The 16,497-nt window shown below is 63.3% G+C and carries 14 protein-coding genes; 7 read left to right on the forward strand and 7 right to left on the reverse strand.

The annotated features are described in order from the left end of the window. Positions 1–6: 6 nt before the first annotated feature. Complete coding sequence (locus tag CD932_RS03535; RefSeq protein WP_094441424.1) at positions 7–2,406, forward strand: SEL1-like repeat protein; 2,400 nt, start codon at positions 7–9, stop codon at positions 2,404–2,406. Positions 2,407–2,409: 3 nt separating this feature from the next. On the opposite strand, the gene map is transcribed toward CD932_RS03535, so the two are convergent. The 3 genes from map to CD932_RS29630 form a co-directional block, all read right to left on the reverse strand. Continuing rightward, on the reverse strand, positions 2,410–3,213 hold the full coding sequence (gene map / locus CD932_RS03540; protein ID WP_094441425.1) for a type I methionyl aminopeptidase: 804 nt from the start codon (positions 3,211–3,213) through the stop codon (positions 2,410–2,412). 21 nt (positions 3,214–3,234) lie between these two features. Further along, on the reverse strand, positions 3,235–3,837 hold the full coding sequence (locus CD932_RS03545) for a TetR/AcrR family transcriptional regulator (protein ID WP_094441426.1): 603 nt from the start codon (positions 3,835–3,837) through the stop codon (positions 3,235–3,237). A gap of 269 nt (positions 3,838–4,106) precedes the next feature. Next, positions 4,107–5,885, reverse strand: coding sequence for a methyl-accepting chemotaxis protein (locus tag CD932_RS29630; RefSeq protein ID WP_094441427.1), 1,779 nt, complete (start codon positions 5,883–5,885; stop codon positions 4,107–4,109). A gap of 372 nt (positions 5,886–6,257) precedes the next feature. Between CD932_RS29630 and CD932_RS03555 the strand changes: the two genes are divergently transcribed. The 3 genes from CD932_RS03555 to CD932_RS03565 all read left to right on the forward strand — a co-directional run bounded on the left by CD932_RS03555 (position 6,258) and on the right by CD932_RS03565 (position 9,887). After that, positions 6,258–6,533 carry a hypothetical protein gene (locus CD932_RS03555; RefSeq protein ID WP_141213160.1) on the forward strand — a complete coding sequence of 92 codons (276 nt, stop codon included), beginning with the start codon at positions 6,258–6,260 and terminating at the stop codon, positions 6,531–6,533. A 45-nt stretch (positions 6,534–6,578) separates the two neighbouring features. After that, entirely contained in the window at positions 6,579–8,000 is a 1,422-nt protein-coding gene (locus tag CD932_RS03560) for a hypothetical protein (protein WP_094441429.1), read from the forward strand. 405 nt (positions 8,001–8,405) lie between these two features. Next, entirely contained in the window at positions 8,406–9,887 is a 1,482-nt protein-coding gene (locus CD932_RS03565; protein WP_094441430.1) for a serine hydrolase, read from the forward strand. 55 nt (positions 9,888–9,942) lie between these two features. Here the strand turns inward: CD932_RS03565 and CD932_RS03570 are convergent, their stop codons facing one another. Beyond that, positions 9,943–10,245: an HNH endonuclease gene (locus CD932_RS03570; protein ID WP_094443431.1), complete on the reverse strand. Its 303-nt coding sequence runs from the start codon at positions 10,243–10,245 to the stop codon at positions 9,943–9,945. 1,028 nt (positions 10,246–11,273) lie between these two features. Here CD932_RS03570 and CD932_RS03580 point away from each other — a divergent pair. The 3 genes from CD932_RS03580 (at position 11,274) to CD932_RS03590 (ending at position 14,128) form a co-directional block, all read left to right on the forward strand. After that, positions 11,274–11,732, forward strand: coding sequence for a GNAT family N-acetyltransferase (locus CD932_RS03580; protein ID WP_094441432.1), 459 nt, complete (start codon positions 11,274–11,276; stop codon positions 11,730–11,732). Positions 11,733–11,945: 213 nt separating this feature from the next. Beyond that, on the forward strand, positions 11,946–12,440 hold the full coding sequence (locus CD932_RS03585; protein ID WP_094441433.1) for a GNAT family N-acetyltransferase: 495 nt from the start codon (positions 11,946–11,948) through the stop codon (positions 12,438–12,440). 173 nt (positions 12,441–12,613) lie between these two features. After that, positions 12,614–14,128, forward strand: coding sequence for an AMP nucleosidase (locus tag CD932_RS03590; RefSeq protein ID WP_094441434.1), 1,515 nt, complete (start codon positions 12,614–12,616; stop codon positions 14,126–14,128). Here CD932_RS03590 and CD932_RS03595 read toward each other — a convergent pair. The 3 genes from CD932_RS03595 to CD932_RS03605 all read right to left on the reverse strand — a co-directional run. Continuing rightward, positions 14,097–14,810 (reverse strand): 4'-phosphopantetheinyl transferase superfamily protein, encoded by a 714-nt coding sequence (locus CD932_RS03595; protein ID WP_094441435.1) that lies wholly within the window; start codon positions 14,808–14,810, stop codon positions 14,097–14,099. The two genes, CD932_RS03590 and CD932_RS03595, sit on opposite strands and share 32 nt — an antisense overlap. Beyond that, positions 14,807–15,574 (reverse strand): thioesterase II family protein, encoded by a 768-nt coding sequence (locus CD932_RS03600; protein ID WP_176460864.1) that lies wholly within the window; start codon positions 15,572–15,574, stop codon positions 14,807–14,809. Before CD932_RS03600 ends, CD932_RS03595 begins: the two co-directional genes overlap by 4 nt. Beyond that, a partial coding sequence (locus CD932_RS03605) for an alpha/beta fold hydrolase (protein ID WP_141213162.1) occupies positions 15,571–16,497 on the reverse strand: 927 nt, incomplete at its 5' end. The genes CD932_RS03600 and CD932_RS03605, both read right to left, overlap by 4 nt.

A 16,497-nucleotide genomic window follows, 5' to 3' on the forward strand; every position in this document is an offset into this window, starting at 1 on the left:
GGTCGCATGACCCCAGCTTCGGCGACGAACGGCGATGCAAGCGGCGGCGCCAGCGCGCCCACCGTACTGGGCAAACTGCGCAGCCTGGTGCAGGACAAGACCCGCTTCGAACCGCAGGACATCACGCCGCTGGCCGAAGACGACGTACTGCAGGACTTTTCGCTGCAGGCCAATTACACGCTCGACGCGCGCCTGGAACAGCGCCATATCAACGGCTACTTCACGCCATCAGCGAGCGATCACTGCTGCGCCAGCATTGACGTGACGCCATTGGCGCAAGCGCAGACCCGGGACCGGCTGCGCCGCGCGGCAGGCAAATTGTCCCATGCACTCAACAGCGCCGGCCACGCCTGCGATGGCGTGCCGGACGGCCTGTACCTGGGCCACGCCGTCAAACAGTGGCACCTGGACAGCTGCAACAGCTGCGCCGGCCGCGGCCGCGTCAACTGCACCACCTGTCATGGCGGCACCACCGAAACCTGCTGGAAATGCCACGGCCGGCGCACCGTCAGCTGCGACGCCTATGGCTGCTACGGCAGCGGCAAGGTAGCGTGCTCGTATTGCAGCGGCAGCGGGTCCGTCACCGAACAGGTGACCGACTACGTGACGGTGGAAGTACCCACTACCGTCTACGAGAACGGCAGCTCGCGCACCAGCTACCACACGGAAACGCGCACGCAATACCGCAACGTGCAGCGCAATTGCCACCATTGCAGCTACGGCAAGGTCATTTGCAACACCTGCCATGGCAATGGCAATGTCAATTGCGGCACCTGCCGCGCCAGCGGCAACGTCACTTGCCGCACCTGCAGCGGCGCGGGCGACTTGCGCTGCAACCCTTGCGACGGTTCCGGCCAGGTCGGCAACGCGGCCTGGGTCGACGTCCATGTGGCGCCCGCCTACAGCGTCAGCCTGCCCACGCAGGCGCCGGACGACGCGCGCCGCATCGCCGACAAGGAGGGCGTGCGCTCACTGGCGGCAATCGCCAGCAGCCTTCTGCTTGCAAAAGTGAGCACCGACGACGACGACTTGCCGCAGGAAGTCGACGCCCTGTATGCAGGCAAACTGCACATCGTGCGCCTGGACGCGGCCTGCAATGGCCAGGCGCATCACCTGGTGGCCTACGGCAATGATTTGCGCTGGCTCACCCTCGACGATATCGTCGAAAAACTGCTGCGCGGCGACCTCAAGGCACTCAGCGACGCGCTGGCCGGCAGCGCGGACGATGGCCTGTTTTCGGCCGATATACAAGGGCTGCTCGCGCCGCTGCGCGACGTGGCCGCGTCCGAACTGAACGCCGACGTGATCGAAGCGGTACTCAGCGGCGAGACCAATCACGCCCACGCCGGAGTAGTCTCGGCCGACTACGCCAGCAATGTGCGCACCTGCGTGCTGGGCGCGCTGCGCCAGGTGTACACGCGGCTGGCCAAGCAGTTCTGGTGGAAAGGTGCCCTGGCCGCGCTCGTTGCCACCATCGGTGTCTGGTTTTTCTTTGGCCGCGGCATGGCTGCAGCGGCCGGCCTGCTGGCCAGCGGCGCCGCCTGGCTGCTGTTCAAGCACCAGGTCAAGACAGTGCTGGCCGAGGCCTTGGGCGGCGACCAGCCGGCCGAACGGGCAATGTCAATCGCCGGCAGGGGCCGCCGCCACCAGCTGGCCTATACCCTGGTGCTGGCGCCGGCCATGGCCGTGGCGCTGGGCGCCGGCTATGGCTTGCCGGTACGCCAGCGCGCCAGCACGGCGCCTGTGCCGGCCATTGCGTCCACGCCAGTGGCGCCGCATGTGGCCAGCGTGCCGCAGGACGCCAGCGCGGCCAAGGCCTTGAAGCTGTATGAGAACGGCGAAAAAGTGCCGGCGCTGGCCATGCTCGACGTGCTGGTCAAAAAGGGCAATGCCGACGCCTACGGCCTGTACGGCTGGATGACACTGATGGGCGAAGGCTTGCCGAAAAAACCGGACCGGCTTGCTCCCACGGCGCAGGAACGCCAGGCCAGGCACGCCGACGCCAAGCCGTGGATCACGCGCGCGCTGGCCAAGAACGACAGCTATGCGCTGGCGGCCAAGGGCGTGATGCTGGCCGAAGGCTGGCAGGAACCGCGCAATATGCCGCGCGCGCTGGCGCTGCTGAAGCAATCTGCGAAAAAAGGCAATACGGAAGCGATGCACCTGCTGGGCCTGTACAACCTGATGGGCAAAGGCACGCCAGTGAACCACAAGGAAGCGCGCAAATGGTTCACCATGGCCGCCGACAAGGGCAGCGCCGGCGACATCTATCACCTGGGGCTGATGGACTGGGAAGGCGCGGGCTTGAAACGCCCCGACCACGCCAGCGCCATGCAGCGCTGGAAAATCGCCGCCGCCATGGGCGAAGAACGCGCCGTCAAGGCGGTGGCGCAGGGCAAGCCCTGAGCATCAGGGCTGGGCGCCTGGCAAGGCCGACAAGGTAAAGATTTCAAAACCGGTTTCCGTCACGGCCAGCGAGTGTTCGAACTGGGCCGACAGCGAGCGGTCCTTGGTGACGGTGGTCCATTTGTCGGGCAGCACTTTCACCTGGTAGCTGCCGACATTGATCATCGGCTCGATGGTGAAGATCATGCCAGGCTCCAGCACGATGCCAGTGCCGGCTTTACCGTAATGCAGCACTTGCGGCGTGTCGTGAAAGACCTTGCCCACGCCATGGCCGCAAAAGTCGCGCACCGACGAAAAACCCTGCGCCCTGGCCACCGCTTCGATGGCCGCGCCAACGTCGCCCAGGGTCGCGCCCGGACGCACGGTGTGAATGCCGACCATCATCGCCTCATAGGCGGTGTTGACCAGGCGGTTGGCCAGGATCGACACGGCGCCGACCTTGAAGGTACGGCTGGTGTCGCCGTGCCATTCATGGAATTTCGGCGTGACATCGATATTGAGGATATCGCCCACTTTCAGGATCTTGGTCTCGGACGGAATGCCGTGCGTGACCACATGATTGACCGAAATGCAGCTGGCGTGCTTGTAGCCGTGGTAGTCGATGGTGGCGGGAATGGCGCCGGCAGCGCGCATGAATTCCTCGCACAGGGCGTCGAGCCTGGCCGTCGAGATGCCGGGTTTCACAAAAGGCGTAATGTAGTCGAGCGTGTCGGCGGCGATGCGGCCGGCCGCGCGCATGCCGGCGAAACCTTCTTCGTCATGCAGGGGAATTTTCTTGCCGTGTTCAAGCTGGGTGGAATAGCGCATGGTATGGATTCTTTATATTGATTAATGTGTGGTGCGGGCGGCCCAGCCGCGCACGGCGTCGTGCGAGGCGCGCAGCATGGCGTCGACGCTGGCCGGTATCGCGCGTTCCTGCGTCAGGTAGGGTTTGACGACGGCCACCGGCGCGTCGATCAGCACGAACTTGAGCACCAGGTGGTCAACTTCAGTGTCGCTGCCGGCGGCGCCGGGCATGGCGGCGGCGCAGCGCGCAAAACAGGCGTCGAGCGCGGCCTGCTCCTGCTCCAGCGCGGCCTGCAATTGCTCGTCCAGGCTGCCGTTGAAATCGGGGCTGTCCTCGCATTGCAACAAAAAGCGCGCGTAGACGGGCTTGCGGCGGCACCAGTCCAGCAGGCCATGCACGCCGGCCCAGGTGTCGCCCTCGCCCCACAGGCTGGCGACCTCCTCGCGAAAGTCGCTTTTCACGCGCAGCCAGGCACGCGCCAGAATGGCGTTGCGCGAATCGAAGCGATGATACACGGAGCCGATCGGCGCGCCGGCCTTGACCGCGATGGCCGACATCGACACGGCCGCCACGCCGCATTGGGCGGCCACCGTGATGGCGCTGTCGATAAAATGATTTTCGTTGAACTTGGCTAGTCTGACCATGGCAAATAGAATAGCAATTCTAATTGGATTCGTCAAGCCTGCCGAGGTTTGCGCCCCGCCCGCCTTGCGCTTCCCACTACGCAGCAAGCTGGTCAAACCAGCACGGCGGCAGGGCAATGAAAAGCAAAACAAGTGGCCCCTGGTGAATAATCAGCGGACAAATGCCAGCTATCGCCAGAAAATTCGCTGATGCTGACGACAGGTTGGGCCGGCAAACCCGGCAGAACTTTCCTGGCCGGGATCGAATGTCGCCTCCATGCCGAAAGCGCCTAGAACGTTTCCCATTCGCCGGAATCGCCGTCGCTGTCCTTCTTCGCGGGCTTGCCCGGCGCTGGCAGTTTGCTGGTGGCGGCGGGCGCTTTCCGGAGCGGGGCGATCTTGCTGGCCGGTGCTGCGGCGACGCGCGGTTTGGCCAGGCCGGATGCGGCGGGGGCGGGGGTGGGGCTGCTGCGCACCGGTGCGGACACCACAGGCCGGCGCACCGGAGCGGCAGCGGCTGTGTGGCTGCCCGGCGTCAGCTTGAAGAAGGCCACGGCCTGGACCATGTCTTCGGCCTGGCTCTTGAGGTTGTTGGCAGCTGCAGCCATTTCCTCCACCAGCGCGGCGTTCTGCTGGGTGGCATGGTCCATCTGCGTGACGGCTTCACCGACCTGCGCCACGCCCGAACTCTGCTCGCTGCTGGCGGCGCTGATTTCGCCCATGATGTCGGTCACGCGGCGGATCGAGCCCACCACTTCCGCAATGGTGGCACCGGCCTTGTCGACCAGCACAGAGCCCCGTTCGACACGTTCCACGCTGGCGGAGATCAGCGACGTGATTTCCTTGGCGGCATCCGACGAACGTCCGGCCAGGCTGCGCACCTCGCTCGCCACCACGGCAAAGCCGCGGCCCTGTTCGCCGGCGCGAGCGGCCTCCACCGCCGCGTTCAACGCCAGGATGTTGGTCTGGAACGCAATGCCGTCGATCACGGCGATGATGTCGGAGATCTTCCTGGAGCTGTCGTTGATACCCTTCATGGTTTCAACCACCTGGCCGACGACTTCGCCGCCCTGGATCGCGACCGTGCTCGCAGCTTGCGCCAGCTGGTTGGCTTGCCGCGCGTTGTCGGCGTTGTTTTTGACGGCTGAGCCGAGTTGCTCCATCGACGCGGCGGTTTCTTCCAGCGCCGAGGCCTGAGACTCGGTGCGGCCGGACAGGTCCTGGTTGCCCTGCGCGATCTGCACGCTGGCGGAGGAGACGCCTTCGGCGTTGCTGCGCACGTTGGCGACGGTCTTGATGAGGCTCTGCTGCATGTGCTGCAGCGAGGTCAGCAACTGGCCGACTTCGTCGCGGGAGTCGACCACGATCGGCACGCTCAGGTCGCCCTCGGCAACCCGGTCCGCCACATTGACGGCCTGGCGCAGGGGTTTGGTGATGGAGCGGGTGATCAGGTAGCAGCCAACGATGCTGGCGAGGACCGCCAGCACCGCAAAAGCGACTACGGTCATCGCACCCTGCTGGTAGACGGCCGTGGCCTGGACTCCACCCTGCTTGATGCTTTCTTCCTGGAAAGTTGTCATGTCCTTCAGCGCGGCGAGGTAGGCGCCCTGCGTGGCGTACTCGGGGCCGTACAAGAGGGTCGTCGCCTCGCCGGCCTTGTTGGCCATGGCGAGCGCGACAACCTTGTCGGTGAAAGCCATATAGGCCACCCCTGTGTTCTTGACGGCCGTTTGCAACTCCCGCTCTTTGTTGGAATCGACCAGTTTTTCGAGCAAGTCGGTCAAGTTATTGATGACCTCCCGGTCCTTCTCCAGCGCGGCCTTGTTGCTCGCCATCTGTTTGTCGTCGTTGAGCAGGATCAAATTACGCGTGATGCGGGCGATATCCATCACCGTGTACGACAGGGTTCCCGCTGCCTGCACATTGGGATAGAGGTTGTCGGTGATGTGGTGCGCACCGTCGTTCAGGTTCGACAGGCGCGTCAGGCTGAGCGCCGTGGTGAGCAGGATAATGGCGACCAGCAGGCCGAAGCCCAGGGTCAGGCGTGCGCCGAGTTTGAGGTTTTTCATGAGCGAGCACGCTTCCTTGAATTTGAGTTGCGAAAGTTACCACTTTTATGCGACAGAACCAAAAAAACCGCCCGGAAGGGGCGGCAAGCGGAGCGGTCACACATCGGGAATGAGGAGCGAGGATAGCCCATGATCATGACCGCAAGATGACGCGTTGTTGTATCAACTGCCTGCATGTCTCTTCCAGTGCAAAGCAATCCATCGATACAGCGTCTGGCCGTGTGGGACCATCCGAAGAACCTTGCAATATAATCTTTACGAAACACAACGTTACAAAAGCAATAAATTTAATATTTCCACTGTGATATATTTTTAAAAAATGTTTTCTATTAATTAACCTCACTCCTGATCCCATATTTCGATAATTGATGAATGGTCAAGCCCGGCGCGCGCGTGGTTGTCATGTATGACGCCTTTCCCTTTCAGACCTTCGGTATTTCCCGGGGCGTGGTGCGGGAAATCGCCAGCGCTCCGGTGATGCCCAATGAGTTGCCTGTTCCGATCGAGACCAAGGAGCAGTTGTTCCGTATCCGCGTCATGCTGGAACGTACAGCGCTGGAAGCGTATGGACGCAGCTGGCCGTTGACTCCGGGCATGCGCGCTGAACTGATCTCGAGTAGTTGCTCGATCCGCTGCGCGCCAGCATGAAGCATGGAGGACAAGAGCATGCCACCACGAATGATAGGAAACTCAATGTCGCTCCTGAGCCTGCCCACATCGTTTTTCCGTGCAATGCTGGGCGTTTTTACGCTGGCGGGCGCCGTCTGCGGCGCGCCAGCCGGGGCCGCGCAAGCGGAGCCTGGCGCTCGCCTGTTGGCCGTCGAAAAGGATGGCAAGCTGGCCTTTTTTTTGCCAGAAAGCCATATCGGCACGCCGATGCAAAAAGATCCGTATTTTAATGGGCCAATTCGTGAAGCCTTCGCGGCCGCTTCGGAATTGTTGCTCGAACGTGCCGCCAGTGCGCGGCTCGACTACGATTACCAGCAACGACACTGTGCGGTCGAAGGGCCAGATGAGGGCGCGATGGATATGGAGCTGAACGCTGCCCTGCGCGCTCACCCAGACCCTGTGTTGGAGCGTGTCATGCCGCTGAACACGGAGATCGAGCACCTGGGCCGCTTTATGCGATTCGAACTGCTGCTGCAAGCGTGGTCTGGACGGGTCTATGAGCAGCCCGCCGGCAGCCCCGCCAAAAACGCGACGACAGTCAACCCGCTACCTTCGCAATCGGGACGCCTGATGATCGAGAAGCCGCGCCCATGGCGCTCGATTGACGATACGGCGACGTTTTACAATGCCTATTGCGCGCTGGCGCCGGCGGAGCGCAGCACCCTGATCCGAAGCTTACTCGACGGCTGGCGGCCGCAGGCTGTTGCGGTGCCGATGCTGCAACCGGAGAGCGGCCTGCGCGGACTCTACCGCTACATCGATGCCCTCTACCGCGCCAGCCTGGACGACATCCGAGATACGCTCGGGTTGGCACCAGCGACCGGCACGGCCAGGCCGGACATGGCGCACGCCGAACGACGCTGGTCTGGCGACGAGTTGATCAAGCACCACTTCTTGATCGCCGAGCGCAACCGCGCCTGGGTCGCACAACTTCCGGCGGTACTTGCGACCGAGCGCCTGCCGTTCTACGCCATCGGCGCCGACCACTTCGCCGACGGCCCCTTAGGACCAGGCCTGATTACGCTGCTGCGCAGGGCTGGTTTCCACGTCGCGCTGATCGATGGCCGACCGATGTTGCGCACCCTGCTGACTCGTCTGCCCGCAGCGGCGCGCAAGCCCGACGCACCGGCCTCGAGAGAGGAGGAAGCAGGCCTCCTGACTGGAAAATGCGTCCGTATCCCTGGCAATTATTCGTGTTCCTGGGGCGACGCGACGACGATTTACATAGCTACCCTGCCAGCGCCATCGTCGCCCAAGGAACTGCTGACTGTATGCTACCGGCGCGCCACCGAGCAAGGCCCGCTGAACCAATGTGTCACCGCCACGGTGCCGCGCGCACCGCAGCGCGTCGCCGACCTCGCGGCGGCGGAGGACATGGCACCTGCCAATCCGGCCGATGCGGCCACGACAAAATTGCGGCCAGATACCACACCGCCCCCAATTTAGTTTCCGGACGAGCGGAAACGCCCACGCCGTTATTAGAGCCCAGGTCACGTGAGCGCTCACGTACTGGGCAAAAAAGCTGCTTCCGCCAGGACCGGGCATGAAACTTACGGTGATTTAAGCGAGCCCAGCATGACCACTGCATACAACTTTCCTGTACATTTTCTGCATTGAAATATGCATTACCCAGTAGCTTTTCAAAGCAACAGGCAAAAAGCGATCACTCACGCCAGCGGTTACGGTTGAGAATCTGTTACCCATCTGTTTTTGTTGGGAATACTGGCGCCGCGTAGCGATTTTGGTGAAAACAAACAGCCTGGACCAAGCTTTCCACTGTTCGTCGCAAATCCAGGGAGCCTCGTGCAATGCTCGATAACATTAGCCCATCGAATCAGTGAAGGGAAACTTATGCGCTTTCGTCCATGGCTATTGCCAGTCCATGCTTCAGGCCGCGCGCTATGCCTGGGAGCCTTGCTGGGGGTGGCGGCAGGTAGCAGCCCCGCCCACGCGGGCGAGCCCGACATGGCCGGGCGTATCGCCGGCGGGCTGCGGCAGCGGGTGGACATCGCAGGCGAGCCGGCGCAGACCTTCGATATCGGGCAGCGCCTGCGCCGCTATCAGGTCTCCAGCGTCAGCCTGGCGGTCATCGGCGACAGCAAGATCGTTTGGGCCGGTGTGTACCGGCAACCGTCCGCACCTGCGACCGACACCGACACCGACACGCTGTATCAGGCCGCCTCCATCAGCAAGGGCGTGACCGGCGCGCTGGCGCAGCGTCTGGCGCGCAGCAACAAGCTCCAGCTCGATGTTCCGGTGGACGCCTGCCTGCAGCCGTGGACCCTGCCCGCCGGACAGCAAAGCCCCGGGCATCCGGTGACCTTGCGCAATTTGCTCAATCACAGCGCAGGGGCGACCGTGTCCGGCTTTCCCGGCTATCCACCGTCGCAGGCGATCCCTACGGACCTTCAGGTCATCAAGGGCGAGCCGCCGTCGCTCACGCCGGCGGTCGCCATCCAGACCATCCCGGGCGCCGCTTATGCCTATTCCGGCGGCGGCTACACCATCGCCCAAGTGGCCATGCAGCAATGTCTGCACACGCCTTTTGCGGAGTTGATGCGCCAGCAAGTGCTGCAACCGCTGGGGATGCGGCGCAGCACATTCGCGCAGCCATTGCCGGCGGCAGAACACAACCGCGCGCACGGCCACTACGCCGATGGCAGCGAAGTCGAAGGCGGAGCCTTCGTCTATCCGGAACTGGCGGCCGCCGGGCTGTGGACCACGGCCAGCGACCTGGCGCGCTTCGCCATCGCTGTCCAGCAGTCGTGGAAAACCGGTACGGCCTTTCTGAGCGCCACCGAGGCGCGCGACCTGCTGACGCCGGCGCTGAACAATTATGCGCAGGGCTTGTTCGTGGTCGGCGATGGCGAGCACAAACGCTTCATGCATGCCGGCGGCAACACCGGCTTCAAGAGCACCTACGCGATGTATCTCGACAGCGGCAACGGCGTCGTCGTCATGACCGACGGCGACAACGGCAGCTATCTTGGCGGCGAGATCGTCAAGGCAGTGGCGTCCGCCTACGGCTGGCCAGACTTCAAACCTCGCCTGGCCCATACGGCGCCGCTGGACCTGGCAACGGCCACACGCCACCTCGGCATCTACCAGCTCGACCGCTTCGAGGGACGTTTCGCCAACCGCTACGAACTGCGCTTCGACGGCAAGGACTGGACGATGGTCATGCCGGACATCGGCGCCACCCGGCTGGTGCCGACCGGCAAAACCCGCCTGGTGTCCCCCGAGACCGGCGATATCATCGAACTGGCGCAGGATGGCGCCCAGGATCTGCTGTTGATTGGGGGGCGCAAGGCCCACCGCAGCCCGGACAGCTGAACCGGCAACGGTAGCGCCAACTCGGCCAGGGCGTACAGGCGGAAGACAGCGATTTTCAGCGTGGGAATTTATACCGTACCAGCAGCGTAGGTCCCTTGCCGCCAGCTGGCGTCAGCAGTATCTCGTCACCCGGCTGCATCTCTTCATACATCACGGTGCAACAGGTCGGCATCGAGTGGCCGCGCGCCGGATAAACGCCAACGTCGGTATGCAGGGTCGCAGCGCGTACGTCCACGCTGGTTTCGCCGGCCTTTCCCGCTTCTTGCAGCAGTTTGCGCAGCGCGGTGACGAAGTCCCCTTTGCTGAGCCTGGCAGGTGCCTGGCTTGCCTGCGGGCGAACGGCAGCATCGTTTTTCATGGCAGTTTCTTTCAGTGTATACATTCCCGCCACTATATCATTGGCCCCAGACCTTCACTGATCGTACTGCCTGACAGTCGTTGTAAGCATTTGGGGTAGCGTGTTGTAGCCGGCGCTTGAGTCCAGCCTAAAACTGACCTAAACTTATGCTCCCCAAGCGTACAAAATCTCCACTAGCAGCCGAAATGGGGCGCTTCGTCCAGCAGTATGCTCGCAAAGCCCATAAAAATTGGGACCCTGATGACCGAAGCCATGACAGAAAGCTGGAGGCAAAAATGAAGAGGCTATCGCCAGAAGATATGTCTGACCTGCTTTCTGGTGACGATATTGAACCAATGCTACGCTCCCCAGTACCGAAAGAGGAATAGGCAGTCTTCGGCCAGCAGCGGAACTTGAATTCCCGCTTCAATTGTATGAACGCCCGCTTTAACGAAACGAACTCAAGATTGGAGAGTCATGTTACCGAAAGACCAGGCAAATGCGTTGGGCGACGCCATCATTGAACAAGCGCAACTGGATACGTTGATGCGTCAGAAGCCGTTCCCTGCACGCATCCCTCTCCTATGTCGTTGTCGAGAGTTGGACTCTTTGCCACGACCGCTTCAGGCGGACGTGATTCACCAGGCTACTCGAGAGTTAGGACGAAACTGGTCGTTCATCTTGTTGTTGCTGACTTGGCTATGTATCTGGGCGGGTGCGTATTGGACGCTATGGACGTCCCTTCGCAGTTTTTCACTTCTTGTAGTACCTTTACTCGTTGCAAACTGGGTCGTACTAAAATTACTGCGTGGTCTGTTTATGCGACGCAGTGTACGAACAATAGCCTCTCGACTCCAAGGTTAGGTGAGTCGAATGGCCGCTTCGGAACAACAGCGGCCAGGTCGGCAGGCGCCAGTTTTTCGTCGAGTACAATTGACAGCAATCGGCCAATACCAGACGGTCCGTGATGGATGGGAAGAATGGCGCTTACTCGGCTGACGCGAAGCTCTCGCATAGAATCATTGCTCTGAATTACTCAAGAGGTAGCAATGTCAATCCGTAAAGCTCTTCCCATCGATAATTCTGTTGCCAAGGCGGTAGTACAGAAATCATTAGCTTCTTTCGGTTTAATCGCGGATTTTGACACCCTGGATGCTGCCATTGGTGCGCTTGGCCTGGCCAACACCCCGAACGAAATCGAATTGGTGGCAGAGGTAGATGGCAAACTGGTCGGCTGCCTTGCAATTCAGCGCATGGAGGGGTCTGTCGCCAAGCTGTTCGGCTTCCACGTCGATGCGAGCATGCAAGGACAGGGCATCGGCCGAACGCTGCTGAGCGCGGCAATAGCACAGGCCGTTATCCATCACTTCACTCAACTGCAACTCGAAACTTGGGGCGACATGGGAGCTGCGGTTCACCTGTATGAGTCTTTGGGATGGGTTCGTGGCCCGGACCCACTACCAGAAAGTGGAGCGGACCGCTTTTACCGCTTGGCACTAGTCCGATAAAACCCGATTTAATGAGCGCCTCCCGCAGCAGTCGACTACTGGCAAACTGAATGACTGCAATGGGGCGAATCCAGCCTGGCGTGGGACGCGCTGGATTTTCCATCTGACAACCTGCTATGCTGGGCCGAACGGCGGGGGGGGGGGGGCCGGCCAAAAGCCGACATTGTTCAATCCAGTCTTACTGTCAAAGCAAGATTTTTCTCGATCCATTCCATGAACATTACAATTAGAAAATACGCTGATACTGACAAGCTAGCTGTTGACCAAGTAGTGCGAGATGCCTGGTACGAGCTAGCGCCCGTCACACCGGGATGGGATCAACTAGCCCCGCGACTTGGAGCTCTTACCGAAAACGCCAGTTACACCGAAATTGTCGTGGCTGAACTGGATGGGGAAATAGTAGGCGCCGTAGGGTACGTCGGCCCGCATCAACCTAAGCCTGACTTTTTTGCTCCTCAATGGCCAATGGTACGGTTCATGTCTGTCGCTCCCAAAGCTCGCGGCCATGGCGCAGGCCACGCTTTGCTGAACGCATGTATTCGCCGTGCCGAACGTGACAAGGCCGATGTGATCGCACTGCACACCACGCCGGTAATGATAGCTGCTCAGTACCTGTATCAACGTGCCGGGTTTGAAGTAGTACGCCATTTACCCGACATGTATGGCGTGCCTTATGTGTTGATGACTAAAGAACTTCAAAGAGATTAATTCGACGCTCGACTCTAAACCCTGAACGATACGCACACCAGCAACACATGCTGCGGCTCAAGGCTCCAACTTGGGCACCGCGTCTGCGGCCCGCCGTTTTTAAGCCTTTGCCGCATCCCGCAAATGCGGTGCCTGCCTTACAATGCCATGTACCAACCTCACAGGAGCACCGCTTGCATACGCCCCCCTTTATCGCCTCCGCCCGTTTTGACGACCCCCGCCTGGCTTTGGAACAGGTGCAAGCCATCTACCGCGCCAGCATCGATCATTTGCGCGACGCGCTGCAGCGCTTTGTCGCCGGCGAAAACCTGCAGGAACGGGTGCGCGGCTGCTACCCCTTCGTGCGCATCCAGACCGAAACCGTGGCGCGCGCCGATTCGCCGCTAGCCTACGGCTTTGTCGCCGGCCCCGGCGTGTTTGAAACCACGTTGACGCGTCCCGACCTGTTCGCCGATTACTATCTCGACCAGTTCACGCTGCTGCTGAAAAACCATAACAACGGCCAGAAAGTCACCCTCGAAGTGGGTGTCAGCGCGCAGCCGATTCCCGTGCATTTCTCGTTTGCCGAACACGACCATATCGAAGGCAATATGGATGCCGGCCGGCGCCTGGCCATGCGCGATCTGTTCGACCTGCCCGACCTGTCGGCAATGGACGACGGCATCGCCAACGGCACCCATGAACCGGCGCATGGCGAAGCCCAGCCGCTGGCCTTGTTTACGGCGCCGCGCGTCGACTATTCGCTGCAGCGTTTGCGCCACTACAGCGGCACCTCGCCGCAACACTTCCAGAACTTCGTGTTGTTTACCAATTACCAGTTCTATATCGACGAATTCATCCGCCTCGGCCACGCCATGATGCGGCGCGCGCCCGACGCCGGCGCCCCATCGGACGAGGACGGCTATATCGCGTTTGTGGAACCGGGCAATGTGGTCACGCGCCGCGTGGGACAGTCGGTGGCCGTGGAAGACGCCCTGGGCGCCGCGCCGCCGCGCCTGCCGCAGATGCCGGCCTACCACTTGCTGCGCGCCGACGGCAGCGGCATCACCATGGTCAATATCGGCGTCGGCCCGGCCAATGCGAAAACCATCACCGACCATATCGCCGTGCTGCGCCCGCACGCCTGGCTGATGCTGGGCCACTGCGCCGGCCTGCGCACCACGCAAAGCCTGGGCGACTACGTGCTGGCGCACGCCTATGTGCGCGAAGACCATGTGCTCGACGAAGACTTGCCGCTGTGGGTGCCGATCCCGCCACTGGCCGAAATCCAGCAGGCGCTGCAAACGGCGGTGGCCGAAATCACCCAATTGACGGGGCTGGACCTGAAACACATCATGCGCACCGGCACCGTGGCCAGCACCGACAACCGCAACTGGGAACTGCTGCCGCAGCGCACGCCCGAGCGCCGCTTCAGCCAGAGCCGCGCGATTGCGCTCGACATGGAAAGCGCCACGATTGCCGCCAACGGTTTCCGTTTCCGCGTGCCGTACGGCACCTTGCTGTGCGTGAGCGACAAGCCGCTGCACGGCGAAATCAAGCTGCCCGGCATGGCCAATCATTTTTATCGCGAACGGGTCGACCAGCACTTGCGCATCGGCATCCGCGCCGTGGAATTGCTGCGCCGCCAGGGCGTGGACCGGCTGCACAGCCGCAAGCTCAGGAGCTTTGCCGAAGTGGCATTCCAGTAATCCAGGTCAGGTGCAGCCGCAACGCCGGCGCCTGCGCTGCGGCGCACAGCAGCCAGTGCTCGGCCAGGTCCTGCTGGCGGACTTGCCACTGCTGCGCCGGCCGCTCGTCCCAGGCCGGCGCCAAAAAACCGGCGCCCGCCGGCCGCAGCAGATGCGGCTCGACGTGCATGCCGCAGCCCATGGCTTTCAGCACCGCTTCCCTGGCATTAAACTGGCGCATCAGGTAGTCGTTGCGCCGTGGCGCCGGCAACGCCAGGTACGCGGCCTGTTCCGGCGCCGACAGGATCAGCCGCGCCAGCCCCTCGTCATCGCCGCCGGGCGAGGCCACGCGTTCGATATCGATGCCCAGCTCCTGCCGACACCAGCCAACGGCGGCCATGCCCGTCAGGCCGGTGCTGTGCGAAATCGAAAAATGCGGCAGGCCGTCGAGCGCGCAGCGCGGCTTGCCCAGGCGGTCGGCCACGATCGGCACCGCCGATGGCGCCATGCCGGCCAGTTGCCCCAGCCGGCGGCGCACGGCCATGCGGCAACTGGCAAAGGCGGCGCGGTCCGCCGCACGCTGGTAGCGCGCCGCGCGCGCCTGCTCCTGCGCCGGCAGCGCGGCCAGCGCGCGCGCGACATCGGCCGCCGGCAACTGGTCGAGGGCGATCAGCTCAATGTCGATGTCGAGCGGCCCGCTCATGGCGGGCAAGCGAGCGCGTCGCGTATCAGCGCCAGCAAGGCGGCGGGCTGGCGGACGATGGAAAAATGGTCGCCGCGCAGCTCGACGATGCGCGCGCCGCGCTCGCTGCGGCCATGCCAGCCCTCCAGCCGCGCCCGCACCGACTCGATATCGTCATCGGCGCCCACCGCCAGGATGCGCGTGCGTGCCAGCGCACCGGCTGACGGCTGCCAGGTTTCAATCAGGCGAAAATCGGCGCGCAGCATCGGCAACAGCAAGGCCATCAGTTCGTCTTCGGCCAGCACTTCGGGCGGCGTGCCACCCATCTGTCCCAGCGCCAGACGAAACGCCGCGTCATCGAGCTGATGCAGGGGCGCACGCTGGCGCGCCAGCCCGGGCGTGCCGCGTCCGCTGACGATCAGCCAGTCGGGCGGCGCCATGCCCGGTTCGCGTTCGAGCCGCAGCGCCAGCTCCCAGGCAATCGCCGCGCCCATGCTGTGGCCATAGATCGACCAGCGCCGCGCATGCAATGCCCCGGGTGGTCGCAAGAGCGCCGCCAGGGCGCTCGCCAGCGTCGGCACCAGCGCCTCCATCTGTCCCACCGCCGGCTCGCCCATGCGCGCTTCACGCCCCGGCAACAGCAGCGGACAAACCTGCACCAGGTCCTCCAGCGCGGCCGGCCACTGCCGGAAAACGCCGCTCCCGCCACCGGCAAAAGGCAGGCAAAACAGCAAGGGCCGCTGGTCGTCGGCCAGCGGCGCCAGGCCAGAATGGATAGTATTCAATCGATGCTCCCTGATAACTCAACAATATTGTCGCCGCGCGCGATCGCCGCCGCCAGCGCCGCGCCCAGCGCCGCGCCACTGGCCCCTTCCAGCATCGACACATGGTCGCCGGCGCAGCGATGCGAGCACACCGGCTGCACGCTGCTGGCAGCCCAGGCGGGTGCGAAATCGTCGGCATGGGCGGCGCAATTCCAGACTTCCGGCGCAGTGCGCAGCAGCGGCAGCGATGGCGCCGGCAGGCGGGCCAGCAGCGCGAAGGCGCGGTCCAGCGCCGCCAGTTCGGCCACCGCATCGACGCCAGGCCACAGCTCCAGCGGCGCCAGGGCATCGGCAATCGCACGCCAGCGCCCGCTACTATCGGGCAGCGCCGCAAAATCGGCCCGCTCGAACGACGGCGCGCGCGCGCCGGCCGCCTGGGCACAGGCGGCGGCGATATACATGCAGCGCTCGAGCGGATCGGCGGCCGCCGCCAGCGGCGCCTCGCCGGGCGGCGGCGGCACGGTATCGAGCACGCCCAGGAAAGCCACGCGCTCGCCGAGCGCTTCGAGCCGTCCCGCCAGGTGCGCGGCCAGCACCCCGCCGTAGGAATGCCCGGCCAGGCGATACGGTCCGGCTGGCTGGCGCTGCCGGATGGCCGCCAGCGCGCGCGCCAGCAAGGCCTCGAAACTGTCCGGCATGTGCGCCTCGTGCCCGGTCAGTTGCAGCGCGGCGACGGCGTAACCATGGCGCACCAGCGCTGCCGCCATGCTGGCATAGGCGCTGGCGCGCCCGCCGATATCGTGCACCAGGAACACCATGGGCGCGCCAGGCGCGCCGCCCAGGTGCAACAACGCGGACGCACCGGCGCCATCGGGCGCAACGGCCGGGGCGGCGTCCGGCGCATCGTGCAGCGCCAGCCAGGCGGCCAGCTCGCGCGGGGTGGG

It is taken from the genome of Janthinobacterium sp. PC23-8 (genome assembly GCF_002250505.1).
Lineage (GTDB): Bacteria > Pseudomonadota > Gammaproteobacteria > Burkholderiales > Burkholderiaceae_D > Janthinobacterium.

Excerpts from the sequence above, each read along its gene's own strand:
- CD932_RS03535 (WP_094441424.1), top strand. The coding sequence starts at position 7 with ATGACCCCAGCTTCGGCGACGAACGGCGATGCAAGCGGCGGCGCCAGC.
- map (WP_094441425.1), bottom strand. The coding sequence starts at position 3,213 with ATGCGCTATTCCACCCAGCTTGAACACGGCAAGAAAATTCCCCTGCAT.
- CD932_RS03545 (WP_094441426.1), bottom strand. The coding sequence starts at position 3,837 with ATGGTCAGACTAGCCAAGTTCAACGAAAATCATTTTATCGACAGCGCC.
- CD932_RS29630 (WP_094441427.1), bottom strand. The coding sequence starts at position 5,885 with ATGAAAAACCTCAAACTCGGCGCACGCCTGACCCTGGGCTTCGGCCTG.
- CD932_RS03555 (WP_141213160.1), top strand. The coding sequence starts at position 6,258 with ATGGTCAAGCCCGGCGCGCGCGTGGTTGTCATGTATGACGCCTTTCCC.
- CD932_RS03560 (WP_094441429.1), top strand. The coding sequence starts at position 6,579 with ATGTCGCTCCTGAGCCTGCCCACATCGTTTTTCCGTGCAATGCTGGGC.
- CD932_RS03565 (WP_094441430.1), top strand. The coding sequence starts at position 8,406 with ATGCGCTTTCGTCCATGGCTATTGCCAGTCCATGCTTCAGGCCGCGCG.
- CD932_RS03570 (WP_094443431.1), bottom strand. The coding sequence starts at position 10,245 with ATGAAAAACGATGCTGCCGTTCGCCCGCAGGCAAGCCAGGCACCTGCC.
- CD932_RS03580 (WP_094441432.1), top strand. The coding sequence starts at position 11,274 with ATGTCAATCCGTAAAGCTCTTCCCATCGATAATTCTGTTGCCAAGGCG.
- CD932_RS03585 (WP_094441433.1), top strand. The coding sequence starts at position 11,946 with ATGAACATTACAATTAGAAAATACGCTGATACTGACAAGCTAGCTGTT.
- CD932_RS03595 (WP_094441435.1), bottom strand. The coding sequence starts at position 14,810 with ATGAGCGGGCCGCTCGACATCGACATTGAGCTGATCGCCCTCGACCAG.